The organism is Planomonospora antibiotica (assembly GCF_014647955.1).
Classification (GTDB): Bacteria; Actinomycetota; Actinomycetes; order Streptosporangiales; family Streptosporangiaceae; genus Planomonospora; species Planomonospora parontospora.
Genome location: NZ_BMQE01000006.1, coordinates 19834 through 44318 on the forward strand (window position 1 = coordinate 19834; position 24485 = coordinate 44318).

At 73.0% G+C, this 24485-nt stretch carries 19 protein-coding genes; 3 read left to right on the forward strand and 16 right to left on the reverse strand.

The features are described from left to right. Positions 1 to 247: 247 nt before the first annotated feature. The 12 genes from IEZ06_RS07390 to IEZ06_RS07445 all read right to left on the reverse strand — a co-directional run bounded on the left by IEZ06_RS07390 (position 248) and on the right by IEZ06_RS07445 (position 14259). Positions 248 to 1444, reverse strand: coding sequence for an RNA polymerase sigma factor (locus IEZ06_RS07390; RefSeq protein ID WP_189235908.1), 1197 nt, complete (start codon positions 1442 to 1444; stop codon positions 248 to 250). Positions 1445 to 1450: 6 nt separating this feature from the next. Continuing rightward, the gene (locus tag IEZ06_RS07395; protein WP_189235909.1) at positions 1451 to 1858 is read right to left on the reverse strand and encodes a YciI family protein; all 408 of its coding nucleotides are present in this window, start codon (positions 1856 to 1858) and stop codon (positions 1451 to 1453) included. Between the two features lie 217 nt (positions 1859 to 2075). Beyond that, positions 2076 to 3041 carry a TIGR03557 family F420-dependent LLM class oxidoreductase gene (locus IEZ06_RS07400; RefSeq protein ID WP_189235910.1) on the reverse strand — a complete coding sequence of 322 codons (966 nt, stop codon included), beginning with the start codon at positions 3039 to 3041 and terminating at the stop codon, positions 2076 to 2078. Positions 3042 to 3164: 123 nt separating this feature from the next. Continuing rightward, positions 3165 to 4670: an L-arabinose isomerase gene (gene araA, locus IEZ06_RS07405; protein WP_189235911.1), complete on the reverse strand. Its 1506-nt coding sequence runs from the start codon at positions 4668 to 4670 to the stop codon at positions 3165 to 3167. Between the two features lie 26 nt (positions 4671 to 4696). Further along, a complete protein-coding gene (locus IEZ06_RS07410; protein ID WP_189235912.1) occupies positions 4697 to 5380 on the reverse strand; it encodes an L-ribulose-5-phosphate 4-epimerase in 684 nt (227 codons plus the stop codon). 76 nt (positions 5381 to 5456) lie between these two features. Continuing rightward, complete coding sequence (gene araB / locus IEZ06_RS07415; RefSeq protein ID WP_189235913.1) at positions 5457 to 7157, reverse strand: ribulokinase; 1701 nt, start codon at positions 7155 to 7157, stop codon at positions 5457 to 5459. A 52-nt stretch (positions 7158 to 7209) separates the two neighbouring features. Then, positions 7210 to 8208: a galactofuranose ABC transporter, permease protein YjfF gene (gene yjfF, locus IEZ06_RS07420; protein WP_189235914.1), complete on the reverse strand. Its 999-nt coding sequence runs from the start codon at positions 8206 to 8208 to the stop codon at positions 7210 to 7212. Next, complete coding sequence (locus IEZ06_RS07425; RefSeq protein ID WP_189235915.1) at positions 8205 to 9257, reverse strand: ABC transporter permease; 1053 nt, start codon at positions 9255 to 9257, stop codon at positions 8205 to 8207. Before IEZ06_RS07425 ends, yjfF begins: the two co-directional genes overlap by 4 nt. Beyond that, a complete protein-coding gene (locus tag IEZ06_RS07430) occupies positions 9254 to 10765 on the reverse strand; it encodes a sugar ABC transporter ATP-binding protein (protein ID WP_189235916.1) in 1512 nt (503 codons plus the stop codon). Before IEZ06_RS07430 ends, IEZ06_RS07425 begins: the two co-directional genes overlap by 4 nt. A 69-nt stretch (positions 10766 to 10834) precedes the next feature. Continuing rightward, positions 10835 to 11827 carry an ABC transporter substrate-binding protein gene (locus IEZ06_RS07435; protein ID WP_189235917.1) on the reverse strand — a complete coding sequence of 331 codons (993 nt, stop codon included), beginning with the start codon at positions 11825 to 11827 and terminating at the stop codon, positions 10835 to 10837. Positions 11828 to 11920: 93 nt separating this feature from the next. Further along, the gene (locus IEZ06_RS07440) at positions 11921 to 12934 is read right to left on the reverse strand and encodes a LacI family DNA-binding transcriptional regulator (protein ID WP_373293816.1); all 1014 of its coding nucleotides are present in this window, start codon (positions 12932 to 12934) and stop codon (positions 11921 to 11923) included. A gap of 410 nt (positions 12935 to 13344) precedes the next feature. After that, the gene (locus IEZ06_RS07445; protein ID WP_189235918.1) at positions 13345 to 14259 is read right to left on the reverse strand and encodes a CHAP domain-containing protein; all 915 of its coding nucleotides are present in this window, start codon (positions 14257 to 14259) and stop codon (positions 13345 to 13347) included. A gap of 257 nt (positions 14260 to 14516) precedes the next feature. Here IEZ06_RS07445 and IEZ06_RS07450 point away from each other — a divergent pair, with 257 nt between their 5' ends. Next, a complete protein-coding gene (locus IEZ06_RS07450) occupies positions 14517 to 15197 on the forward strand; it encodes an endonuclease V (RefSeq protein WP_189235919.1) in 681 nt (226 codons plus the stop codon). Between the two features lie 102 nt (positions 15198 to 15299). Here the strand turns inward: IEZ06_RS07450 and IEZ06_RS07455 are convergent, their stop codons facing one another. Both IEZ06_RS07455 and IEZ06_RS07460 read right to left on the reverse strand, forming a co-directional pair. Further along, positions 15300 to 15491 (reverse strand): HAMP domain-containing histidine kinase, encoded by a 192-nt coding sequence (locus IEZ06_RS07455; protein ID WP_189235920.1) that lies wholly within the window; start codon positions 15489 to 15491, stop codon positions 15300 to 15302. Positions 15492 to 15544: 53 nt separating this feature from the next. Next, positions 15545 to 15928 (reverse strand): response regulator transcription factor, encoded by a 384-nt coding sequence (locus tag IEZ06_RS07460; protein ID WP_189235921.1) that lies wholly within the window; start codon positions 15926 to 15928, stop codon positions 15545 to 15547. Between the two features lie 191 nt (positions 15929 to 16119). On the opposite strand from IEZ06_RS07460, the gene IEZ06_RS07465 reads away from it, so the two are divergent. Continuing rightward, positions 16120 to 16593 carry an ATP-binding protein gene (locus tag IEZ06_RS07465; RefSeq protein ID WP_203872088.1) on the forward strand — a complete coding sequence of 158 codons (474 nt, stop codon included), beginning with the start codon at positions 16120 to 16122 and terminating at the stop codon, positions 16591 to 16593. Between the two features lie 151 nt (positions 16594 to 16744). After that, positions 16745 to 18259, forward strand: a complete 1515-nt coding sequence (locus tag IEZ06_RS07470; RefSeq protein ID WP_189235922.1) for an amino acid permease — start codon at positions 16745 to 16747, stop codon at positions 18257 to 18259. 18 nt (positions 18260 to 18277) lie between these two features. Here IEZ06_RS07470 and IEZ06_RS07475 read toward each other — a convergent pair whose 3' ends face one another. Both IEZ06_RS07475 and IEZ06_RS07480 read right to left on the reverse strand, forming a co-directional pair. Beyond that, positions 18278 to 19609, reverse strand: a complete 1332-nt coding sequence (locus tag IEZ06_RS07475) for a hypothetical protein (RefSeq protein ID WP_189235923.1) — start codon at positions 19607 to 19609, stop codon at positions 18278 to 18280. Between the two features lie 130 nt (positions 19610 to 19739). Next, entirely contained in the window at positions 19740 to 24320 is a 4581-nt protein-coding gene (locus IEZ06_RS07480) for a non-ribosomal peptide synthetase (RefSeq protein WP_189235924.1), read from the reverse strand. Positions 24321 to 24485: the final 165 nt, after the last annotated feature.

Sequence of the window (24485 nt, forward strand, 5' to 3'; positions counted from 1 at the left end):
AACTCCAAGCAACCGGTGTCCGTGGGTCCACACTTCGGGGTGAGGACCCGTCGTACAGGTCGGTCCGGAACCGGAACAATACGGTCAGTGGCTCGACGTGGGCGGTGTTGTCCAGCGGACTCACCTTCACGGCCTTGGTGTGATCATTGGCGTCTCGACAGCGCGCATGATCGCCCCAAGGCCGTACCCGTGTCCGCCGAACGGAGAGATCTCAGAAGTCGATCAGCGAGACGGTCGAGGGCGCAGGTTAAAGATCGAGCTCAGCCGCCGGCCCGTCCTCGACGGCCCGCTGCGCCGCTCGGCCGCGCAGGCGCGCGTTGAGCCGTGCGGCCTGCCGCGTGAGGTGGTCGCGTTCGGGGAGGCTGGGCGCCGCTCGGGCGGCTTCGGCGTACAGCCGCGCCGCCGTCGCCGGGTCGCCGTCGCGCTCGTGGAGGTACGCCGCGACGGCGGCGTGGCGGGGCAGCGCGGGATCGAGTCCCGCCAGCGCGGCCAGGCCGGCCCGCGGGCCGTCGGCCTCGCCGACCGCGACGGCCCGGTTGAGGCGGGCCACCGGGCTGCCGGTGAGACGCACCAGTTCGTCGTACCACTCGACGATCTGCACCCAGTCGGTCTCCTCGGCCGTCCGGGCGTCGGCGTGGAGCGCGGCGATGGCCGCCTGGGCCTGGAACTCGCCCAGGCGGTCGCGGGCCAGGGCCGCCTGGAGCACGCCGACGCCCTCGGCGATCAGGCGGGTGTCCCACCGGCCGCGGTCCTGCTCGGCGAGGGGCACGAGCCTGCCGCCGGGGCCGGTCCGTGCCGGACGCCGCGCGTGGTGCAGCAGCATGAGCGCGAGCAGTCCCGCCGCCTCGGGGTGGCCGATCGCGGCCGCCAGCCGCCGGGTGAGCCGGATCGCCTCGGCGGCGAGATCGACGTCGCCGGAGTAGCCCTCGTTGAAGACCAGGTAGAGCACGCGCAGCACCGTGGCGACGTCGCCGGGCCGGTCGAACCGGACGCCCGCGACGGTCCGCTTCGCCCTGCTGATGCGCTGGGCCATGGTCGCCTCCGGCACGAGGTAGGCCTGCGCGATCTGGCGCGTGGTCAGGCCGCCGACCGCGCGCAGGGTGAGCGCGACGGCCGAGGCCGGTGTCAGTGACGGGTGCGCGCACAGGAAGTACAGCCGGAGCGTGTCGTCCCCCTCCCGGACCGGGCCGGGCGGGGGCTCGTGCTCGACGCGTACCTCGCGGTGCCGCCGGGAGGCGTCGGCGCGGGCGGCGTCGAGGAACCTGCGCCAGGCCACGGTGACCAGCCAGCCCTTGGGGTCACGCGGCGGATCGTCCGGCCACGCGCGCACGGCCTCGACCAGGGCGTCCTGCACGGCGTCCTCGGCCGCCGCGAAGTCGGCTCCGCGACGGACGAGGACGCCGATCACCGCTGGAGTGAGGGTCCGCAGCAGGACCTCGTCCACCGTGCGTCACTCCGTGATGGTCGGGGGCGCGGCCAGGAACGGGCGCACCTCGAGCCACTCGTGGATCGGCTTCCCGCCCGCCCCCGGAGCCGCGGACAGCTCGCCGGCCAGTTCGAGCGCCCGCTCGTAGGTCTCGACGTCGATCACCATCCAGCCGGCGATCAGGTCCTTGGTCTCGGCGAACGGGCCGTCGGTGACCGGCGGCCGTCCCTCGCCGTCGTAGCGGACGAACGTGCCCTCCGGGGAGAGCGCCTGGCCGTCGACGAACTCGCCGGTGACCACGAGCCGGTCGGCGAAGTCGTGCATGTACCGCATGTGGGCCGAGATCTCCTCCGGCGTCCACTGGTCCATCGGCACGTTGTTGACCGGAGCCGGGGCACCGCGGTAGTGCTTCAGCAGAAGGTATTTGGCCATCGTGTTCTCCTCGGTGCGCTACGGCCCATTGTGGCCGTTGTTCACTGCGGGGACGGAGCCGCGCCCGGATTCTCGACATCCCACCGCGATGTTTTTCCGGCGGACTTCTATGGCACCCTGACGCTCCCCGTGCCGGAGCCGCCGCGCGGCCTGCGCCACGTGGTGCAGGCCGCGGGACCGGGCGGGGCGGACGGCCGCTCCGGCCGTGCCGTACGGCTCACCCCCGGCGGAGGGCGGGCAGCAGCTCCTTCTCCGACCAGTCGATGAACGCGCGCTGGTGCTCGGCGCCGATCTGGACCAGCGCGACGTGGGTGAACCCGGCGTCGGTGTAGGCGCGGACGGCCTCGACGACCGCGTCCACGTCGGCGCCGCACGGGATCTTCTCCGCGACGTCCTCCGGTCGCACGGTCTCGGCGGCGGCGGCGAAGTTGACCGGGGCCGGCAGCTCGGCCATGACCTTCCAGCCGGGCAGGGCCCAGCGCCAGAGCCGGTGCGCGCGCTCCACCGCCGCGCCGCGGTCCGGGTCGTAGCTGATCGCCAGCTGGCCGTAGACCGGCCTGCCCTGGCCGCGCGAGTCGTTGAACCAGCGCACCAGGTCGGTGTCCGGGTCCACCGCGACGAGCGCGTCGCCGTACCGGGCGGCGATGTCGCCGGACTGCGTGCCGGAGGCGGCGATCGCCAGCGGCACCGGCTGCTCGGGCAGGTCGAACAGCTTGGCCGAGTCGACGTCGAAGTACTCGCCCCGGTAGGTGAAGTAGCCGCCCTCGAAGAGCCCCTTGATGATCTCGATGGCCTCCCGGAACATCTCGTGCCGGGTGTTGACGGGCGGCCAGCCCTGGCCGATCACGTGCTCGTTGAGGTTCTCCCCCGCGCCCAGCCCGAGGGTGAACCGGCCGCCGGACAGCACCCCCACGGTGGCCGCCTTCTGCGCCACCACCGCCGGGTGGTAGCGCATGATCGGGCAGGTCACGTAGGTCATCAGCGGCAGGCTCTCCGTGGCGTACGCCGCCGCGCCGAGCACCGACCAGGCGTACGGCGAGTGCCCCATCTCCTCCAGCCACGGGAAGTAGTGGTCGGAGACGACCGCGTAGTCGAAGCCGGCCCGCTCGGCCGCGACCACGTCGTCCACCAGCTGCCGGGCGGGCGTCTGCTCGCACATCATCGTGTATCCGATTCGCGTCATGCCCGGGCTCCTACCCGCCCCGCCCCCGGTCTCTCCCGGGGGCGGGGGCGGGCAGGGCCCTTCCGACGCGGCGGCAGGCCCCGGACCGGGCGGCGGGTCGCAGGCCCCGGACCGGGCGGCGGCTCAGAAGCCCTGGGCCAGGCGGTAGTAGGCCTGGTTCCAGCGCAGCTCCTTGGCGAACTGCCGGGAGGTGGTGTCGGCGTCGATGACGAGCAGCTCGACGCCGAGCATGTCGGCGAAGTCGGTGAGCTCCTCGGTCCCGACGGCGGCCGACAGCACGGTGTGGTGCGGGGCTCCGGCGGTGAGCCAGGCCTCGGCGGAGGTGCGCAGGTCCGGCCGGGGCCGCCACACCGCGCGGGCCACCGGCAGGTTCGGCAGCGGCGCGGCGGGCTCGACGACGTCGATCTCGTTGGCGACCAGCCGGAACCGCTCGCCCATGTCGGCCAGGCCGACCACCACCGCGGGGCCGGGCTCGGCGTCGAAGACGAGCCGGACCGGGTCCTCCCGGCCGCCGATGCTCAGCGGGTGGATCTCGCACGACGGCGTGCCGGAGGCGATCGTCGGGCAGACCTCCAGCATGTGCGCGCCGAGGATGAGCTCCTGGCCCGGGTTCAGGTGGTAGGTGTAGTCCTCCATGAACGAGGTGCCGCCGGGCAGGCCCGCCGACATCGTCTTGAGCGTGCGCAGCAGCACCGAGGTCTTCCAGTCGCCCTCGCCGCCGAAGCCGTACCCGTCGGCCATCAGCCGCTGCACGGCCAGGCCCGGCAGCTGCCGCAGGCCGCCGAGGTCCTCGAAGTTCGTGGTGAACGCGCCGAACCGGCCCGCCTCCAGGAAGCCGCGCAGGCCCAGCTCGATGCGGGCGGCGTAGCGCAGCGAGTCGTGGCGCTCGCCGCCGGAGCGCAGCTCGGGCGCGACCTTGTAGACGTCCTCGTACTCGCCGACGAGCGCGCCGACCTCGGCGTCGGAGGCGGCGTCGACGGCGGCGACCAGGTCGTTGACCCCGTAGGTGTTGACCGACACCCCGAAGCGCCGCTGCGCCTCCACCTTGTCGCCCTCGGTGACGGCCACGTCCCGCATGTTGTCGCCGAAGCGGGCCAGCCGGAGCGAGCCGACCTCGGCGCGCCCGGCGGCGGCCCGGGACCAGGCGCCGATCCGGGCCGCGACCGACGGGTCGCCGACGTGCCCGGCGACGGTCTTGCGGGGCACGCCGAGCCGCGACTGGATGTAACCGAACTCGCGGTCGCCGTGGGCCGCCTGGTTCAGGTTCATGAAGTCCATGTCGATGGAGTCCCAGGGCAGCGCCATGTTCGCCTGGGTGTGCAGGTGCAGCAGCGGGGTGCGCAGCGCGTCCAGCCCGGCGATCCACATCTTGGCCGGGGAGAACGTGTGCATCCAGGCGATGACGCCGATGCAGGCGTCGTCGGCGTTCGCCTCCAGGCAGACCCGGCGGATCGCGTCGGCGTCGGTGAGCACCGGCTTCCACTCCACCCGGAACGGCACGGCCTCGGCGTCGTTCAGCGCCTCGGCGATCTGCCGGGACTGCTCGGCCACCTGGCGCAGCGTGTCCTCGCCGTACAGGCCCTGGCTCCCGGTGAGGAACCAGATCTCGCGGCCGTTGAGGGACTTCATCTGTTCGGACTCCTTGTACATGCGGTTCAGCGCTGGCCGTAGACGTTCTGGTAGCGGTCGTGGAGGCGGTCGATGTCGGCCTGGGCGATCGGCAGCGGCTCGCCGAGCTGGCGGGCGACGTGCACGGTCCGGGCGACGTCCTCGCACATGACGGCGGCCTTCACCGCGGCCCGGGCGTCCTTGCCGATGGTGAACACCCCGTGGTTCTGCATGAGCACCGCCGGGGAGCGGTGGCCCTCCAGCGTGGCGACGACGCCCTTGCCGATGTCGTCGTTGCCGATCAGCGCGAACGGTCCCACGGGGATCTCCCCGCCGAACTCGTCGGCCATCGCGGTGAGCACGCACGGGATCGCCTCGCCGCGGGCCGCCCAGGCCGAGGCGTAGGTCGAGTGGGTGTGCACGACCCCGCCGACGTGCGGCATGGCGCGGTAGACGTAGGCGTGCGCGGCCGTGTCGCTGGACGGGGCGAGGTCGCCGTCGACCAGGTTGCCGTCCAGGTCGCACACCACGATCGACTCGGGCGTCAGGTCGTCGTAGGAGATGCCGCTGGGCTTGATGACGAACAGGTCCTCACCGGGCACCCGGCCGGAGACGTTCCCGGCGGTCCAGGCGACGAGGCCGTAGCGGACCAGCTCGTCGTGGAGGCGGCAGACGGTCTCCCGCAGCGCGGTGACGGCACTGACGGCGCTGCCTGTGATGGCTGTGGTCATCGGTTCTCCCTGGCCGGCCGCGGAGGCCGGCACGGTTCGGCGGATCGGGGTCGGGGATCGGGGTTGCGGGCGGGACTCACGCGCCCGCCCCACTGGCCTCGTTGCGCAGGGCCCGCAGCCGGTGCAGGACGTCGTTGCGGCCGGCACCGGCGGCGCCGGCGGAGTCCTCGCCCCGGCCGAAGTGGTCGTGCAGGCGGCGGTACTCGGCGTACAGCCGGTCGTAGGCGTCGGCGCGCTCCGGGTCGGGCAGGTAGGCGGCCTCGGTGCGCTTGCCCATCGCGGCGGCGGCGGCGGTGATGTCGGGGTAGGCCCCGGCGGCGACGGCCGCGTGGATCGCCGAGCCGAGGGCGCAGCCCTGCTCGGAGCCGATCACCGACAGCGGGCGGCGCAGCACGTCGGCGTAGACCTGCATGAGGAAGCGATTCTTCAGCAGCCCGCCGGCGACCACGAACTCCCGCACCGGCACGCCGGAGGACTCGAACGCCTCCACGATCGTGCGGGCGCCGAAGGCGGTGGCCTCGATGAGCGCCCGGTAGGTGTCCTCGGGCCGGGTGGCGAGCGTCTGGCCGACGACCACCGCCGACAGGTCGTGGTCGACGAGCACCGACCGGTTGCCGTTGTGCCAGTCCAGCACCACCAGGCCGTGCTGCCCGACCGCCTGCCCGGCGGCGAGGGCGGCCAGGTGCTCGTGCACCGAGACGCCCCTGCGCTCGGCCTCGCGCTCGTAGGAGCCGGGCACGCAGGTGTCGACGAACCAGCCGAAGATGTCGCCGACGGCGGACTGGCCCGCCTCGTAGCCCCACAGCCCCGGCACGATCCCGTCGCGGACCACGCCGCACATGCCGGGGACCTCGGCGAGGCTGTCGGAGGGCATGATGTGGCAGGTCGAGGTGCCCATGATCGCGACCATCTGGCCGGGCCGTACGGCGTCGGCGGCGGCGGCGGTGACGTGCGCGTCGACGTTGCCGACGGCGACCGCGATGCCCTCGGGGAGTCCGGTCCACCCGGCGGCCGTCGCGGACAGCGTGCCCGCGAGGCCGCCGAGCGGCACCGGTTCCGGGCCGAGCTTGCCGGTCAGACCGGCGAGGGCGGGATTCAGCTCGGCCAGGAAGTCGTCGGACGGGTAGGCCCCGTCCTGGCGGATCGCCTTGTAGCCGGCCGTGCAGACGTTGCGGGTCTGCACGCCGGTCAGCTGCCAGACGATCCAGTCGGCGGCCTCGATCCAGTGGTCGGCGGCGGCGTAGACCTCGGGGTCCTCCTCCAGCACCTGCAGCGCCTTGGCGAACTGCCACTCCGAGGAGATCTTCCCGCCGTAGCGGGCCAGCCAGGTCTCGCCCCGCTTGGCCGCGGCGGCGTTGATCCGGTCGGCGTGCGGCTGGGCGGCGTGGTGCTTCCAGAGCTTCGGCCAGGCGTGCGGCCGGGCCGCCAGGCCCTCGGTCTCGCACAGGGGGGTGCCGTCGGCGGCGGCCGGCAGCACCGTGCAGGCGGTGAAGTCGGTGCCGATGCCGACGACCTGCTCCGGGGAGACCCCCGCGGCGGTGACCGCCTCCGGCACGGCGGTGCGCAGGACCTCGCGCCAGTCCTCGGGCGACTGCAGCGCCCAGTCCGGCCCCAGCCGCACGTCCGTGCCGGGCAGCCGGTCGTCGATCACCCGGTGGGGGTACTCGTGCACGGCGCTGCCCATCTCGGCGCCGTCGGCGACCCGGACCACCACGGCGCGGCCGGACAGCGTGCCGAAGTCGACGCCGACCACGTATCGGTCGCTGTTAGCGTTCACACTCTCTCCTGGTTCAGAGGGATTCACGGGGTACGGCTCCGCAGGGGACGGGTCACGCCCGGCGCGCGGAGATGAGGCGCTGGAGCAGGATGAAGGCGAAGAGCAGCAGCCCGATGAAGATCTTGGTCCACCAGGAGCTGAGGGTGCCCTCGAAGCTGATGATCGTCTGGATCAGGCCGAGCACGAGCACCCCGAGGACGGTGCCCGCGAGGTAGCCGGACCCGCCGGTCAGCAGGGTGCCGCCGATGACGACCGCGGCGATCGCGTCCAGTTCCATGCCGAGCGCGTTGAGACCGTACCCGGAGAGAGTGTAGAGCGAGAACAGCACGCCGCCGAGCGCGGAGCAGAAGCCGCTGATCGTGTAGACCGCGATCTTCGTCCTGGCCACGGGCAGGCCCATGAGCAGCGCCGACTGCTCGCTGCCGCCGATCGCGTAGACGTTGCGGCCCAGGCGGGTGTAGTGCAGCACGTACGCCGCCACGCCCGCCACCGCCACCGCGATCAGGACGCTCACCGAGACGGCCATCCCGCCGGGCAGCGCGATCTGCGCCTGGGCGACGGCCGTGTAGGCCGGGTCGGTGATCGAGATCGAGTCGGTGCCGATCACGTAGCACAGGCCGCGGGCCAGGAACATGCCGGCCAGCGTGACGATGAACGGCTGGATGTCGAAGTAGTGGATGATGCAGCCCATCGCCAGGCCGAGCGCCGAGCCGATGAGCAGCACGAGCGGGACCACCAGCAGCGGCGGCCAGCCGCCGTCCGTCATGAGGCTCGCCGAGACCATCGTGGACAGTGCGACGACCGCGCCGACCGACAGGTCGATGCCGCCGGTGAGGATCACGAAGGTCATGCCGACGGCGACCACGAGCAGGAAGGCGTTGTCGATGAAGACGTTGAGCACGACCTGCCCGCTGGCGAACCCCTCGTAGCGCACGCCTCCGGCGACGAACATCGCCGCCAGCAGGCCGGCCGTCGCCAGGACCGGGATGTAGGCGCTCCGGAGGCGGCCGGGCAGCCGCAGCCGGGCGGAGGTCAGGATGCCCGAGCTCATGCCGGCACCTCCACCTTCTCGTCGTCGGTGGCCTGGGGCGCGGCCGGTCGGCGGCGCCCGCGGCGCTGGAAGACCTTCTCGCGGAAGGCGGGGGACTGCACCAGGCACACGACGGTCACCACGAGCGCCTTGAACAGCAGGGTGGTCTCCGGCGGGATGCCGATCGAGTAGATCGTGGTGGTCAGCGTCTGGATGACCAGCGCGCCGAGCACGGTGCCGCCGAGCGAGAACCGGCCGCCCATCAGGGAGGTGCCGCCGATCACGACGGCGAGGATGGCGTCGAGCTCGATCCACAGGCCCGCGTTGTTGCCGTCGGCGCTGGAGACGTTGGAGCTGATCATCAGTCCGGCGATGCCCGCGCACAGGGCGCAGAAGGCGTAGACCGCCACGGTCAGCCCGCGCGAGCGGATGCCGGCCAGCCGGCTCGCCGTGGCGTTGCCGCCGATGGACTCCACCAGCAGTCCCAGGGCCAGGCGGCGGGTGAGGAACGCGGTGAGCGCCAGGACGGCCAGCACGATGAGGATGCTGAACGGGAGCGTCAGCCAGTAGCCGCCGCCGATGAGCTTGTAGGAGGCGCTGTTGACGGTGACGATCTGGCCGTCGGTGATCAGCTGGGCCAGGCCGCGCCCGGCGACCATGATGATCAGCGTCGCGATGATCGGCTGGATGCCGATGCCGGCGACCAGGAACCCGTTCCACGCGCCCAGCACCAGGGCGAGGCCCAGGGCCAGCCCGACCGCGGCCAGCACGCCGCCCACGTCGTTCTGGTCGGGCAGGCCGCTGATGTGCAGGCAGGCCAGGGCGCCGGAGATGGCCACGACCGAGCCGACCGACAGGTCGATGCCCCCGGTGGCGATGACGAGCGTCATGCCGATCGCCACCAGGATGAGCGGCGCGCCGAAGCGGAAGATGTCGATGAGGCTGCCGTAGAGGTGGCCGTCCTTCATCTCGATGGACAGGAAGCCCGGCGTGAACGCCACGTTGGCGGCCAGCAGCAGGACCAGGACGGCGGCCGGCCAGAAGAGGCGGTGCCTGACGAGCGCGGTCATGCGCGGCCTCCGCTCGCGATGGTCTCCATGATCACTCCGGTGGTGAGGCCGTCGTCGTTGGGCAGCTCGGCCACCAGCCTGCGGTCCCGCAGGACGGCGACCTTGTGGCTGAGGCGGAGCACCTCCTCCAGCTCCGCGGAGACGAACAGCACGGCCATGCCGCCGTCGGACAGCTCGGCGACCAGGCGCTGGATCTCCGCCTTCGCGCCGACGTCGATGCCGCGGGTGGGTTCGTCCAGGATGAGCAGGCGGGGTTCGAGGATGAGCCAGCGGGCCAGCAGCACCTTCTGCTGGTTGCCGCCGCTGAGGTTCCGGACCAGCTGGTCGGGGTCGGCCGGGCGGATGTTCAGCGCGGTGATGTACTTGTCGACCAGCTCGTCCTGGGTGCGCCGGGGGATCGGCCTGCTCCAGCCGCGCATCGCCTGCAGCGCCAGGATGATGTTCTCCCGGACGGTGAGGTCGGGGATGAGGCCCTCGGCCCGCCGGTTCTCCGAGCAGAACGCGACTCCGCGGTTCATCGCCAGGCGCGGGGTGCGCAGGGTGACGGGCTCGCCGTCGATCCGCAGCGCGCCGGTGCTCGCGTGGTCGGCGCCGAACAGCAGCCGGGCGATCTCGGTGCGGCCCGAGCCGAGCAGCCCGGCCAGGCCGACCACCTCGCCCTTGTGCACGGTGAGCGTGAACGGCTCGATCGCGCCGGTGCGGCCCAGCGCCTCGGTCTGCACCAGCGGCTCGCTCGTCCGCGCCGGCGGCCTGTCCTCCAGCTTCTCCAGGTCGGCCAGCTCCCGGCCGATCATCTTGCCGACCAGCTCGACCTGGCCGAGCTCGCTGGTGGGGTACTCCCCCACCAGGGTGCCGTTGCGCAGGATCGTCATCCGGTCGGAGATCTCGTAGATCTGGTCGAGGAAGTGGGAGACGAACAGGATGGCGATGCCCTCGGCCTTGAGGCGGCGCATCACCCGGAAGAGCTGCTCGACCTCGCCGCTGTCGAGGCTGGAGGTCGGTTCGTCGAGGATGAGCACCCGGGCGGAGATGTCGACCGCGCGGGCGATGGCCACCATCTGCTGGACGGCCAGGGAGTAGGAGGACAGCGGTGCCGAGACGTCGATGTCGAGGTCGAGCCCGGCGAGCAGTTCGGCGGCGCGCCGCCGCATCCGCTTCCACTGGATCCGGCCCAGGCGGCGCGGCTCGCGGCCGATGAAGATGTTCTCCGCGACCGAGAGGTTCGCGCAGAGGTTGACCTCCTGGTAGACCGTGCTGATCCCGGCCTGCTGGGCCTGGAGGGGGCCGGTGAAGGCGACGTCCTCGCCGTCCAGGGTGATCCGGCCGCCGTCGATGTCGTAGACGCCGGTGAGCACCTTGATCAGGGTCGACTTGCCTGCGCCGTTCTCCCCCATCAGCGCGTGCACCTCTCCGGGGAGGAGCCGGAAGTCGACGCCGGACAGCGCCTTCACGCCGGGGAACTCCTTGCAGATCCCGCTCATCTGCAGGATCGGGGCGGGGGGTGCCATTGCGGCGTCCCTTTCCTTCGGGGAGGCGGGCCGCTCGCGGAGTGCGAGTCCGCAAGCGGCCCGGTCCGGTCAGTACGGGCGGGTGGGCAGGGCGGCCTTCGCCTGCTCGGGGGTGAACGTCGTCTCCTCGGTCAGCACCCGCGCGGGCACCTGCTCACCGGCGACGACCTTCTTGGCCAGGTCCATCAGCTGCGGACCGAGGATGGGGCTGCACTCGACGATGAAGTTGATCTTCCCGTCGGCGAGCGCCTGCATGCCGTCCTTGACCGCGTCGACCGTGATGATCTTGATGTCCTTGCCGGGGACCTTGCCGGCGCCCTCGATCGCCTCGATGGCGCCCAGGCCCATGTCGTCGTTGTGCGCGTAGAGCACGTCGATGTCCGGGTTGGACTTCAGGAAGGCCTCCATGACCTCCTTGCCCTTGGCCCGGGTGAAGTCGCCGGTCTGCGAGGCGACCACCTTGAACTTCGGCTCGGCCGCGATGACCTCGGCGAACCCGGCCTTGCGGTCGTTGGCGGGCGCGGAGCCGGTGGTGCCCTGCAGCTCGACGATGTTCACCGTGTCGGTGGAGTCCTTGTACTCCTCCACCAGCCACTTGCCGGCCTTGCGGCCCTCCTCGACGAAGTCGGAGCCGAGGAAGGTCTTGTAGAGGCTGGTGTCGGCCGAGTCCACCGCGCGGTCGGTGAGGATCACCGGGATCTTGGCGGTCTGCGCCTCCTTGAGCACGTTGTCCCAGCCGGACTCCACGACCGGCGAGAAGGCGATGACGTCCACCTTCTGCTGGATGTAGGAGCGGATCGCCTTGATCTGGTTCTCCTGCTTCTGCTGGGCGTCGGAGAACTTCAGCTCGATCCCGGCGGCCTTGGCCGACTCCTGGATGGACTTGGTGTTGGCCGTGCGCCAGCCGCTCTCCGCGCCCACCTGGGCGAAGCCCATGGTGATCTTGCCGTCGTCGGCCCCGCCGGAGGAGGCGGTGGTGCCGCCGCCGCTTCCGCATCCCGCGGCGGCCATGATGGTGACACCGGCCAGCAGCAGCGCTGACATCCTCTTGAACACGATCATCGTTCCTCTCTTCTCACGATCTCGTGAGCGTGTCTCCGTTAGCGCTAACATCACGTCGCGACGTCACCCCCGATCCCTTCGCGACGGGCTTTCTCAGGCCGGCGAGGTGCTGGCCCTGATCACGAGCTCCGGCGGGACCACGAACGCTTCGCGGACCCGCTGCTCGCGTGTCTCTATCCGCCGGAGCAGCACCTCGATGCTGCGCCGGCCCACCGCGGCGAAGTCCTGCCTGACCGTGGTGAGCGGCGGCGAGAAGAACTCCGACTCGGGGATGTCGTCGAAGCCGGCCACACTGATCCGGCCGGGTACGCGCACCCCCTCCTCGGCGAACGCCCTCAGCACGCCGAGCGCCATCTGGTCGTTGGCCACGAACACCGCCGTGACGCCCTCCATCCCGGCCAGGCGGCGCCCGGCCTCGTATCCCGAACGCGGGCTCCAGTCGCCGGGGAGCACCTCGGGCGCCTCCCGGCCGGCGTCCGACAGCGCCGCCCGCCAGCCGCGGATCCGCCCTTCGGCCTCCAGCCAGTCGGACGGGCCGCTCACGTGCCAGACCGTCTCGTGGCCGAGCCCGAGCAGGTGCTCGGTGACCAGCCGGGCGCCTTCGACCTGGTCGACGCTGACCGTGGAGACGTCCCCGGCCTCACCGCCCTCGACGGCCACCACGGGGATGCCCGCGGGCAGGTCGGCCAGCGCGCGGGCCGCCGATCGCTGCGGGGCGACCACGACGATGCCGTCGACGGCCTGCTCCGCCAGGTAGTCGAGCGCGTCGCGCACCCCCGCCCGGTCGATGGACTTGAGGCTGACGATGCTGACGAAGTAACCCGCCGCCCTGGCCGCCTGCTCGATGCCGTAGACGGTGCTCGCCGGGCCGTACAGGGTCGTGTCGAAGCTGACGACGCCGAGCGTGCGCGAGTGCCGGGTGACGAGGGCGCGGGCCACGAGGTTGCGCCGGTAGCCCAGCCGGTCGATCGCGTCCATGACCCGGGTGCGGGTCTCGGCGCGGACGTTGGGGTGGTCGTTGAGCACCCGCGAGACCGTCTGGTGCGAGACACCCGCCAGCCGGGCCACGTCCGCCATCACGGGCAGACGCTCCTTGCTCGGTGCCACGGGCGGCTCCCCTCGTCGGTTTCGGAAGGCCTCGGGCGGACTGCGCCGGATGGCCTGGGACAGACTGTGAACGCTAACAACACGCCGCGTCAAGCATCTTCAGGATTACGGTCGTATCACATCCCGCCTGCGCGAAACCCGTTGTTAACCCACCCTTGACGCGGGACGCCCGGGGCCCTTAAATGTTGGGAGTTCGCGTTGTTAGCGTTCACATTACGCGTCCGCCCACCCTGCGGCGGACGCGGCGCCCCGCCCGCTCCCGCGCGATCCGCGTGGAGCGGACGACGCGGGAGCCGCGGCGTGCCGGCGGATCCGGCCGGGACACCCGAAGGCCGGCCCGGAGCCGGCGTGGAGGGTTCCGGGCCGGCCGCGGCGGGCCCCGGCCCGCGAGACCGCCGACGGGTGCCGGATCAGCCGCCGTAGGCGGGGTGGCCGAACCCGACGATGGTGTCCATGGTGCGGGTGCGGGTCACGACCTTGTCGCTGATGTTCCCCTCCACGGTGGAGACCGAGCCGTCGGGGTTGACCCCGGTCACCAGGCCGATGTGGTCGATCGCCGAGATGCTGCGCGAGCCCGCCCAGTCGAAGAAGACGAGGTCGCCGGCCTGCGGCTTGCGGTCGAACCGGCCCTGCTTCTTGAACCACTCGGCGTGCCAGGGGGTGTAGGCGAAGACCCCCATCTGCTTCTCCAGGCCGTGCTGGACGGCCACCCACGACAGGAACATGTCGCACCAGGCCGCTCCGGCGAAGCCCTTCTGGTCGGTGTAGCCGTCGTACCAGGCCCCGTAGAAGGTCGTGCCGTCCTTCCGCTCGCCCTCCCCGACCTTGTCGAGCGCCGTCGTGACGACCTGCCGCACCCTGGCGGCGGCCGTGCCGCCCGCGGCCTGCGTCCGGGCGTCCTGGGGGGCGGCCTCGGGCAGCCCGAGCCCTCCGGCCCGCGTCCGGGCGTCTGCGGGCTGGATCGGGTCGGGCAGCCGCAGGTCTCCGCTCTCCAGCTGCGCCTGCACCTCGTCCAGCCTGGCCTGCCCGGGCAGCCGGAGCTCCCCGGCCTGCGTCCCGGTCCCGGCGGAGTCCGGCGTCCGGAGCGCGGTCTCCGCGGGCGGCTCCTGGGGGGCCCGTCTCTGGAGCGTCTCGATCCTGGACTCGATCTCGGCGATCCGGGACTGCATCTCCGCGAAGGGGGCCCCGCCCGGCCGGTCGTCGGCGACCGGGAGGGCGGCGGTGGCGGCCGCCTCGGCGGGCAGCGCGGCGAATCCGGCGAGGGCGGTGAAGGCCAGGCCCGCGGAGAGGGTTCCGCGGTAGAAGACGCGTGACAGAGCGGACAAGGACGCGTTCCCTTTCTGCTGCCCGCCGGAGGAGGACCCGCACCGCGGCGGGCGGGGTCCGGTGGAAGGCTCCCGGCCGGGACGGCGCTCCGGGCGGGACTCGGCTCCGGCCTGCGGGCGAACGGCGACCGGTGCACAACCTGTTGTCGCCTCCCTGTTCGGCCGTCGCGAGCGGTTACTGAGGCAAATGAACCGGTGACGTTCGGTCACAATCGAAGTGCGCGCCGGAGGGCGTCCGGGATATATCGTCACGGAGTGTGAAGATTCAGCTCTCCCACCCCTGGCCGGAGACCGCCGCCGAGGCCGAGGCCGTACAGGACGCCCTGCGCGCCTCGCTCGACCTGGCGGACCCCGGCCCCCGCAGTCCCGCGACGGTCGCCGGCGTGGACGTCGCCTACTCCGGCGACCGGCTGGCCGCCGCGGTCGTCGTCCTCGACGCGGTGACCCACCGGGTCGTCGAGCAGGTCGCGGTGACCGGCCGGACCGCCTTCGAGTACGTCCCCGGCCTGCTCGCCTTCCGCGAGCTGCCCTCCCTCACCGAGGCGCTGGAACGGCTCGCCACCGTCCCCGACCTGGTCGTCTGCGACGGGTACGGCCTGGCGCACCCGCGCCGCTTCGGCCTGGCCTGCCATCTGGGCGTGCTGACCGGCCTGCCCACCCTGGGCGTGGGCAAGACCGCGTTCGTCGGCTCCCACCGGGAGCCGGGCCGGGAGCGGGGGGCGTGGAGCGACCTGGTGCTGGACGGCGACGTCGTGGGGCGCGTGCTCCGCACCCAGGACGGCGTCAAGCCGGTCTTCGTCTCCACCGGGCACCGGATCGACCTGGAGACGGCATGCCGGCACGTGCTGGCGCTCAGCCCCCGATACCGGCTCCCGGAGACGACCCGGGCCGCCGACCGGCTCTCCCGGACCGCCCTGCGGGAGGCCGCCGACGCCTGAGAGCGCGGGCGAGCACTGCGGGGTGCGGCGGGGTACGGCGGGGTACGGGCGGACCGGCGGTGTCCCGGACCCCCGTGGACGCCCGCGCGACCGGGCGGGCGGCTAGCCGGCGGGCAGGGTGACGGTGAAGCGGCTGCCGGGGTCGGCCGGGGCGTAGAAGGCGTCGCCGCCGTGCGCGCGGGCCGGCTCGCGGGTGATCCACAGGCCCAGCGCGAACATCAGCGCCATCTGCCGGGCGGCGGCCTGCGGGCCCTCCCCGAGCAGCCTCCGGTCCGGCTCGCGCCCCTCGGTCACCGGCGGCGTCCCCGGCGCGGACCCGTCAGCACGTCAGCGGCCACGCCGGCGGGTCAAAGGTGGGTCCCCGCCACGCGGGCCAGCAGGTCCTGCACGCGCGTCGCGAGGTCCTTGGGACTGAACGGCTTGGTCATGTAGTCGTCGACGCCCGCCTCGAACGCCTGCGTCACATCGTCCTGCTCCGATTTGGCCGACAGCATGAGCACCGCCACGTTCTGCCCCCCGGGCATCTCCCGCAGCCTGCGGCACACCTCGGGTCCGGACAGCCCCGGCATCATCCAGTCCAGGATCACAACATCGGGCAGCTTCTCGGCCAGGGCCTCCAGGGCCGCCAGACCGTCACCGGCCATCTTCACTTCGTGTCCGGCCTTCTTCAGCGCGAAACTGATCACGAACTGGATGTCCGCGTCGTCCTCCACCGTCAGAACCCTGGCCATGCACTCACCCCCCGACAAAGCACATCCCCGGTAGGGACATTGCCCTGACCACTGACATTCATACCGCTCTCAGGCGCTTTGCACGAATTTGACGCGCCTGACCGCCCTTCCGGGAGCGCTTGCCCGGGTCCGGATCCGGATCCGGTGCGCCAGACTGGAACGGACACCGGACCCGAAGGGAGCCGCGCGCCGTGAGCCCCCGTGAGCTGGTGATCCTCATCGGCCTGCAGGGCTCGGGGAAGACCGGCTTCTACCACCGTACGCTCTCGGCGACCCACGCCCACGTGAGCAAGGACCACTTCCCCAACGCCCGCCGCCGCCAGGAGCGGCAGCTCCGGCTGGTCCGCGAGGCGCTGGAGGAGGGGCGCGACGTCGCCGTGGACAACACCAACCCCTCCCCCGAGGAGTGGCGGCCCCTCATCGAGGTGGCCCGGGAGTGCTCGGCGCGGGTCGTGGGCTGCTGGTTCCCGCCCGACCTGCCCGGCTGCCTGGAGCGCAACGCCGTACGGCGGGGGCGGGCCCGGGTCCCGGAGGTCGGCCTCTACGCCACGCTCAAGCGGCTGCGCCGTCCCCGCCTGGCGGACGGGTTCGACGAGCTGCGCACCGTCCGCTTCGACGGCCGCGGCGGGTTCGAGGTGGAGCCGCTGGAGGAGCGGCCGCCCTGAGCCGGACCGGGCCGTTCCACGGGGCGTGCCATGCGCCGTACCGCCCCGGCGGGGACGCGGGGAGACGGGACGGGACATGCGCGCGATCCGCGGTTACCCTGAAATGGAGGTCAGGATAGTCCGCTTCGTCGGCCGTACGGAGATGAAGGTCATGACCATGCCTCGCGCGGGATCGGGCGTGCTGCGCCGCAAGCCCATCGAGCACCTGGACGAGCCGGAGGGCGGCGGCGGCGAGCAGCTCACCCGCGTGCTCGGGCTCTGGCAGCTCACCGCGATCGGGGTGGGCGGCATCATCGGCGCGGGCATCTTCACCCTGGCCGGTACGGTGGCCAACGGCACGGCCGGTCCCGCGGTCGTCGTGTCGTTCCTGATCGCCGGGATCGCCAGCGCGGCGGCGGCGCTCTCCTACGCGGAGTTCGCCGGGCTCATCCCGAAGGCCGGGTCGGCCTACACCTACGGCTACGCGGTCCTCGGCGAGCTGGCGGGCTGGTTCATCGGCTGGGACCTGCTCCTGGAGTACACCGCGATCGTCGCCGTCGTCGCCATCGGCATCTCCGGCTACTTCTCGTTCCTCCTGACCGACCTGGGCGTGACCCTGCCCGCCTGGATGCTCGGGGCGCCGGGGACGGGCGAGGGGCACCGGGTGGACCTGTTCGCCGCGGCGCTCTGCCTGCTGATCGCCTGGCTGCTGACCCTCGGCATGAGGAACGCGGCCCGCTTCGAGACGGCCGTCGTCGCGCTGAAGGTCGCCGTGGTGCTGCTCGTCGTCGCCGTCGGCGTCTTCCACGTCGACTCCGCCAACTACACGCCGTTCTTCCCCTACGGCGTCGGCGGCGCCCTCACCGGGGCGGCCACCGTCTTCTTCGCGGTCTTCGGCTACGACGCGATGAGCACGGCGGCGGAGGAGTCCAAGGACGCGCAGCGCCACATGCCGAAGGCGATCGTGTACTCCCTCGTCATCTCGATGGTGCTCTACGTGCTGGCCTGCCTGGTGCTGACGGGCATGCAGCACCACTCGGAGATCGATCCGGAGAGCGGCTTCTCCTCGGCGTTCCAGTCGGTGGGCCTGCGCGGCCTGGCGGACGTGATCGCGGTCGGGGCGATCGTCGGCATTCTCACCGTGATGTTCACGTTCATGCTGGGCGTGACCCGCGTCTGGTTCGCGATGAGCCGGGACGGCCTGCTGCCGAAGTGGTTCGCCAGGACGCACCCGACCCGGCGCGTGCCGACGCGCGTGACCTGGATCGCGGGCGCCGTCTCCGCGCTCATCGCCGGGTTCCTGCCCATCGGGGAGGCGGCGGAGCTGACCAACATCGGCATCCTGCTCGCCTTCGCCGTCGTCTGCACGGCGGTGATCGTGCTCCGCTACCGGCGGCCCGACATGCCGCGGACCTTCCGCTGCCCGGGCATGCCGGTCGTGCCCGCGGTGGGCGTCGTCTTCTCCCTCTGGCTGATCACCTTCCTGCACTGGGAGACCTGGGCGCGCTTCGCGGTGTGGTTCGCCCTCGGCCTGGTCGTGTACTTCGGGTACTCCTACCGGCACTCCGCGCTGGCCCGGGCGGGGGCCGCAGACGCCGGGGGCCCGGGTTCCGGAGAGCCGGGCTCCGGAGGGCCGGGCTCCGGAGAGCCGGGCTCCGGAGGGCCGGGCTCCGGAGGCTCCGCCTGACCGTCGTGCCGGCCGCCGTCAGCCGGTCGCCGGCACGCGCCGCACCCGGATGCCGTGCGGGTCGGCCCGCTCCGTGCCGGCCGCGTCCGGGTTGGAGACCCGGATCAGGCCGCGCACCTGGCCCGACTTCCCGTCGGCGGTCACCCTGATGACCAGCATCCCGGGGTCGCTCCCGTGCGAGGAGTGCGGGTCGCCGGAGAGCGGGTGCGGCCCCCGGGTCGAGGCGAAGATCCATTTCTGGTCGGGCGAGCTCGCGAAGAGATCGACCGTCGGGTCCGCGCTGAACGGGGAGACCAGGTCGACCGTGCCCTCGTGAGCGCCGGTCACGCCGTCGAAGACCTCGGCGACGTTGCCGTCGCGGTCGCCGACCCAGATGTGGCGCTCCCGGGTGGAGACCGCCGTGCCGTGGGCGTCGCGGTCGGCCGCCTCGTCGTCGTAGAGCCGCTCGACGGCGGGCGTGTTCGGCGGGTTCGCCGGGGAGTAGCCGCGCATCGGCAGCCGGAAGACGCTGAACTGGTCGAGGTTGGCGGGCGTGCCCCCGCCCCCGTCGCCGAAGACGAAGCCGCCGGCCTCGACGAACCCGCAGCCGTTGGCGGGGATGTGGGCGGTGTCGTACTCCCCCGTGATCGACATCGGCGTCGTCCGCCAGTCGGCCACCAGCATCCCGCCGCCGCGGAGGCTGACGAAGACCGGGCCGTTGTCGGAGGCGATGAACGGGCAGATCGGCGCGTTGTCGGGGCGCAGCCCCGGCGCCTGGCACGGCGCCCCGTTCGGGGTGGTGCAGCCCGCCAGGTCGAGCGTGGCGGCCGGTTCCTGCACGAAGCGGCCGGCGGCGTAGTCGGTGCCGATCCGCTCCAGCTTCTTGCCGTTCTGGTTGGCGATGATCAGGTATCTGTCGTCCTCGGTGGGCCAGAGGGCGTGGGCCTGCCGGGCCCCGCCCGCCCCGGCCTCGGTGCGCAGGCACGCGAGCGGCCGCCGGGTCGCGGCGTCGAAGACGACCACGTGCCCGCTGGCGACGAAGGAGAGCGCCGCGTGGGTCTCGGCCTTGTTGAACACGATCATGTGGGGGCGCACCGGGAGCGCGCCCGTGCTCGCCGCGCACAGGGACGAGGTCTCGCCGCCCAGGTCGACCACGTGCACGGGCTGCGTCCGGGACAGGTCGCGAGTGACGCCGTCCCCCGCATACACGTGGATGTTCCCGCCGTGCGACCGCCCGGCGCTGTCGGACTGGTCGACCAGCCACACCTCGTACGGCTCGGGCGGCGCCGCCGCCGCGGCCCCCGTCGTCCCCGCTCCGCCCAGCGCGAGCACCGCCAGCATCGCGGCGGCCGCGGCCCGCCACTTCCCCATGCGCCCTCCTGAGATCGGGTAGGCCGCAGTCTCTCGGGAGCGACGCCTCATATCAAGGAATTTCATGATTGATGGCCGGATGCGGCCCCGCGTCAGGCGGGGACCGCATCCGGCCTCGCGGAGGAGCCGTTCAGCGGGCGCGGCGCACGACGGCGAAGTAGCCGGGCACCTTGACCGACGCCGTGTCGGACTCCGGGTCCACCGCGTCCAGCTCGACGGCCCCGGAGGCGACGTGCTCCCAGCCGCCGGCCGCGCCGAAGAACCGGTCGAGCTCGGCGTCGCCGAACCGGCTGGAGTGCAGCACGCCCGCCCGCTCCAGCGGGCGCACCAGGGTCGCGGCCCGGCCCCGGTCGCCGCCCACCACGCCCAGGTAGCCGAAGGAGGACTCCTCGTAGGCGGGTTCGAGCAGGATGAGCACCCCCCGGTCCCCCGTCAGCTCGGCCACCGTCTCGGCGAAGGCCGCGCGGGCGGCGTCGTCGAGCACGTGCAGCACCGCGCGGACGAACACGTTGGCGTCGCCGATCTCCTCGGCCAGCTCCGCGCCCTCCTCGGGCCGGGTCGCGTCCAGGGTGCGGAAGGCCGTACGCGGCAGGCCGGCCGACTCGGCGACGGCGTGGGCGATGGCGCTCGCCGAGACGTCGGTGCCGATCGCCGCCGGGAAGTGCTCGGCGAAGGCCCTGGTGAACCGTCCGTTGCCGCAGCCGATGTCGACGACCGGCAGCGCCCGGTCCATCCGCTGCACGGCCACGCCGACCCAGGCGGCGAGCTCGGAGTCGCTGTCGGGGTCCCACAGCACGTCGCCGCCGGACCCGGTCCTGCCGACCCCCGCCCAGAACTGCTCCCAGGCCTCGCCGGTGTCCCGCGTCTCCCGCCGGTCGGCGGCCGAGGCGGCCAGCGCCGCCACGTCGAACGGGCCGAGGCCGAAGGAGCCGGTCCGCCAGGCGGCCGGGTCGTCGACGAGCCTGCCGAGGATCTCGGTGTAGGCGTCGAACATCTCCTCCACCAGCCCGTCGGGGAAGAGACCGGGCAGGAAGTCCCAGTTGAACAGCAGCTCTCCGGCGACCTCGAACACCTGGAAGTCGATGGAGACCTGCGGTGTCTGCGAGATGGAGTAGGTCGCCTCGCCCAGCGAGGCGGCGAAGGCGCGCGGCGGGTGCCCGGCCAGGCTGGTCAGCACGATCGGCATGGCGGGGGCCATGGTGCCCCGCCGGCGGGCCAGCGCGCGCAGCACCTGGACCCCGCTGAAGTAGCGGTGCTCCAGGTCCGCCCAGAGCTGGGCCTGCAGCGCCTGGGCCCGCTCGGCGAAGGTCCCGTCGAACTTCTCCACCGCCAGCAGCATGGTGGTCGTGGTGTCGCCCAGCAGCCCGTTGACGTCGGGGTGGAGCGGCAGCCGGTTGAAGATCGGGAAGTTGATCGTGAACCGCTCCATGCCGCTCCACGCCCGCAGGGTCTCGGCGAAGACCGCGCAGAGCAGGACGGAGGGGGTCACGCCGAACTCGGTGGCCTGCGCCTTCACCCGGTCCCAGGTCGCCGCGTCCAGGCGGTGGTCGCGGCGGTCGAAGCGGATGGGCAGCGCCTCCTGCTCCGGCGGCCGGGCGGGCAGCTCCGGGGCCGGTGGCAGGGAGTCGATCCGGTCCAGCCAGTAGATCTCCGAGCGCCGGTACACGTCGCTGGCGGCGAGCCGGTCGCGGCCTCCGATGACGTAGTCGCGGAAGGTCAGCCGGAGCGGGGGCAGGTCCTCGTCCGGGCGCTCGTAGAGCTGGACCAGGTCGGGGATGAGCACCTGGAAGTAACTCCACGCGTCGGAGATGAGGAAGTCCAGGCTCAGGTGGATGCGGACCTTCCACGGGCCGGGCAGGATCGACAGCCGCACGTCGAACAGCGGCCAGTGGCCGTCGTCGAGCACCTGGTGGGAGAGCCGCTCGCGCAGCCGGAGCAGCTCGGCCTCGGCCTCGGCGGGCTCGGCGCCGCGCAGGTCCAGGACCTCGACGGCGTAGTCCGGCGGCTCGGCCAGCACCTGCTGGAGCGCGTCGGGCCGGATCACCGTGCGCAGCGCGTCGTGGCGCAGGACCAGCTTGCGCCAGGCCGCGGTGAAGCGCTCGACGTCCAGGTGGTCGCTCTCCCACTCGAAGTAGCCGTGGCAGCCCACGTTGCCCAGGTCGACCGCGTCGCCCCGGCCGACCCAGAGCGCCTGCTGGCACTCGGTGAGCGGGAACGGCTGGAAGCGGTTCTCCGGGTCGGGCTCGATCGCGGACATCCCGGCGAAGTCGGAGCGGCCCGTGGTCCGGCTGGTGGTGACGAGCTCGGCGAGCCCGGCGACGGTCGGGCTGCGGTACAGGTCCGGCAGGCTCAGCTCCACCGCGAAGGCCGTACGGACCTCGTCGATGAGCCGGAAGGCGAGCAGCGAGTGGCCGCCCAGCTCGAAGAAGTTGTCGTGCACGCCGACCCGCTCGACGCGGAACAGCCCGGCCCAGATGCGCTCCAGCGCGGTCTCCGCGTCGTCGCGCGGCGCGACGGCCTCCGCGCCGGTGTCCAGCGCGGCGGGTTCGGGCAGCGCCTGCAGATCGAGCTTGCCGTTGGCCAGCCGGGGCAGCGCGTCGAGGGCGACCACGGCGGCCGGCACCATGTACTGCGGGAGCCGCCGGGAGACGTGGGTGCGCACGGTCCTCGCCTCCGCGGCGGCCGGGGCGACGTAGGCGACCAGCCGGGTGCCGCCCCACTCCTCCTCGCGCGCGACCACGACGGCCTCCGCCACCCCGGGCGCGGCGGCGACGGCGGTCTCCACCTCGCCGAGCTCCACCCGGAAGCCCCGGACCTTCACCTGGGCATCGGAGCGCCCGAGCAGCTCGACCGCCCCGTCCGGCCGGTAGCGGGCCAGGTCGCCGGTGTCGTACAGCACCGCCGACGGCTCCTCGGCCAGGGGGTTGAGCCGGAACCGCGCCGCGGTCAGCTCGTCGCGGCGGTGATAGCCGCCCGCGACGCCGGCGCCCGCGACGTGCAGGCGGCCGACCACCCCCACCGGGACCGGGGTGCCGAACCCGTCCAGGATGTAGACCCGCGTGTTGGCGATCGGGCGGCCGACCGGCACCTGCCGCGCGGCGCGCACCTCCTCGGGAGTGGCCTGGGCGGTGAGGTCGGATCCGGCGCCGAGGTCGAGGCAGGACAGCACGTTGGTGGTCTCGGTCGAGCCGTACGTCATCACGACCTGGAAGGGCGTGTCGGCGGGCGGCCAGCTGTGCACCCGCTCGGCGGTGGTGACCATGACGCGCAGCGCGGCCTGCGCGGGCCACTCCAGCGGCCACACGCGCTCGGCCAGCGCCGCGACGAGCATCGTGTGGGTGACGCGCTCGGCGACCAGCCAGTCCCTGACCTGCTCGGGGGTGCGGTCCTCGGCCTCCCCCACGCAGACGGTGACGCCCAGCGCGAGGTAGGGCATCCACTCCATGAGCTGTACGGCGAAGCCGGGCGTGGACAGCCAGGAGGCCCGGTCCCCGGGGCGCACCCCGTAGGCGCGCCCGGTCCAGTGGACGAGGTTGACCAGGGCCCCGTGCCGCTCCAGCACCGCCTTGGGCCGCCCGGTCGAGCCGGAGGTGTAGATCAGGTGGCTGACGGAGTCGCCGGTGAGCTCCACGTACGGGGCCTCGACGGGCTCGGCGTCGAACTCGGGGGCGTCGACGCGCACCGCCCGCACGCCGCCGGGCACCCGCTCCAGCAGCGGCTCGGGGGCCAGTACGGCGAGCGGCCGGGCGTCCTCGACCATCTGGGCGATGCGGGCGTCGGGGTTGATCGGGTCGAGCGGCACCACGGCCGCGCCGGACTTGAGAATGCCCAGGACGGCGACGACGAAGTCGGCTCCGCGGGGGCAGAGCAGGCCCACCCGCTCGCCGGTGTCCGCGCCGACGCGCCGCAGGAAGTTCGCGATCCGGTTCGCCCGCGTCTCCAGCTCGCCGAAGGTGATCACGCGTGTCCCGTGGACGACCGCCGGGACGTCCGGCGTGGCGGCGGCGCGCGCGGCGACCAGCGCGGGGTAGTCGCCGTCCGGCCAGGCCGCGTCGGTGTCGTTCCACTCCACCAGCAGCCGCCGGCGCTCCGCCGCGTCCAGCAGCGGCAGTTCGGCGACGGGGACGTCGGCGGCCCGGCGCGCGGCGGAGGCGAGGGTGGCCAGGTGGCGCGCCATGCGCTCGGCCGTCTCCGGGAGCCACAGGTCGCCGGCGGCCAGCAGGACCGCGCCGTCCCCGGTGACGAGGAGGGTGAGGTCGGCCCGGACGCCGCCGCCGTGCTCGGCGGTGGTCAGCGCCACGGTGACGCCCCGGGTCTCGGCCCGCCGCTCCCCGCTCCCGTCCGCGGCCCCCTCTGCGGCCCTGTCTGCGGCCCTGTCTCCGGCTGTGGAGGCGTCCCCGCCGACCGGCCTGGTGGTGACGCGCGCGGCCAGCACGCGCACGCTGTCGGCGGCGGTGACGCCGTAGCGGTGGGCCAGCCCGTCGGGACCGGTGAGGGTGATCTCCGTCGCGCCGCTGTAGCGGTGCAGGAAGGCCAGGAACACGGCGGTCCACCACGTCGCGGTCCGGCCCTCGACGGGTACCGGCACGCTCACGTACCCGGCGGCGGCACCGCCGGTCCCGGCGTCGCCGGTCCTGCTCCGGTCCACCGGGAGGTCGAGGTGCTCGGGGACGGTCGCCCGTCCGTCATGATCGATGATCTTGATGGCCACGCTGGTGCCTCCTTGGGCGACGCGGGGAAACCGCGGGGGGAAAAGACGCGAGGAAAGACGAGGGGGAACGCAGGGCAAGGTGACGCGGGGATCCGGGGCGGCTCGGGCGGGCGCCGGGCCCCTGGGAGCGGTCCGGGCGGTGCCGCGCCCCTCGGGGCGGTGCCG

Bases quoted from the DNA above. Each gene is read 5' to 3' on its own strand.
- IEZ06_RS07400 (WP_189235910.1), bottom strand. From the start codon at position 3,041: ATGACGCGAATCGGATACACGATGATGTGCGAGCAGACGCCCGCCCGG.
- araA (WP_189235911.1), bottom strand. From the start codon at position 4,670: ATGAAGTCCCTCAACGGCCGCGAGATCTGGTTCCTCACCGGGAGCCAG.
- IEZ06_RS07410 (WP_189235912.1), bottom strand. From the start codon at position 5,380: ATGACCACAGCCATCACAGGCAGCGCCGTCAGTGCCGTCACCGCGCTG.
- yjfF (WP_189235914.1), bottom strand. From the start codon at position 8,208: ATGAGCTCGGGCATCCTGACCTCCGCCCGGCTGCGGCTGCCCGGCCGC.
- IEZ06_RS07435 (WP_189235917.1), bottom strand. From the start codon at position 11,827: ATGATCGTGTTCAAGAGGATGTCAGCGCTGCTGCTGGCCGGTGTCACC.
- IEZ06_RS07425 (WP_189235915.1), bottom strand. From the start codon at position 9,257: ATGACCGCGCTCGTCAGGCACCGCCTCTTCTGGCCGGCCGCCGTCCTG.
- IEZ06_RS07470 (WP_189235922.1), top strand. From the start codon at position 16,745: ATGACCATGCCTCGCGCGGGATCGGGCGTGCTGCGCCGCAAGCCCATC.
- IEZ06_RS07460 (WP_189235921.1), bottom strand. From the start codon at position 15,928: ATGGCCAGGGTTCTGACGGTGGAGGACGACGCGGACATCCAGTTCGTG.
- IEZ06_RS07395 (WP_189235909.1), bottom strand. From the start codon at position 1,858: ATGGCCAAATACCTTCTGCTGAAGCACTACCGCGGTGCCCCGGCTCCG.
- IEZ06_RS07475 (WP_189235923.1), bottom strand. From the start codon at position 19,609: ATGGGGAAGTGGCGGGCCGCGGCCGCCGCGATGCTGGCGGTGCTCGCG.
- IEZ06_RS07430 (WP_189235916.1), bottom strand. From the start codon at position 10,765: ATGGCACCCCCCGCCCCGATCCTGCAGATGAGCGGGATCTGCAAGGAG.